The sequence below is a fragment of the Novosphingobium sp. B-7 genome (assembly GCF_000410615.1).
Classification (GTDB): Bacteria; Pseudomonadota; Alphaproteobacteria; order Sphingomonadales; family Sphingomonadaceae; genus Novosphingobium; species Novosphingobium capsulatum.
In genome coordinates, this window is the sequence record NZ_KE148467.1 from 1,283 (window position 1) to 1,597 (window position 315).

Annotated in this window: 1 pseudogene; it reads left to right on the top strand. The window is 71.1% G+C overall.

What is annotated here, in order from left to right:
• Positions 1-315 (top strand): annotated as a pseudogene (locus tag H926_RS29375) (magnesium chelatase ATPase subunit I); the annotation flags it as partial.

Genomic DNA, 315 nt, shown 5'->3' on the forward strand with positions numbered 1-315 from the left:
GCGCGCTCTGGCCGGGCTGCTGCCGCCGATCATGGTGGTGGAGGGCTGCCGCTTTGGCTGCGAAACGCCGGGCCAGTGCCCCGGGCCGTGCACGGGCGGCAAGACCGTGCGCCAGGCGGTCCCGTTCGTCGATCTGCCGCTGGGCGCGACCGAAGACCGCCTGCTCGGTGCGCTTGACCTGGAACGCGCGCTGCGCACGGGCGAGCGGGTCTATGAACCCGGCCTGCTGGCGCGCGCGCATCGCGGGTTTCTCTATATCGACGAGATCAACCTGCTGGAGGATCACCTCGTCGACCTGCTGCTCGACGTGGCGGC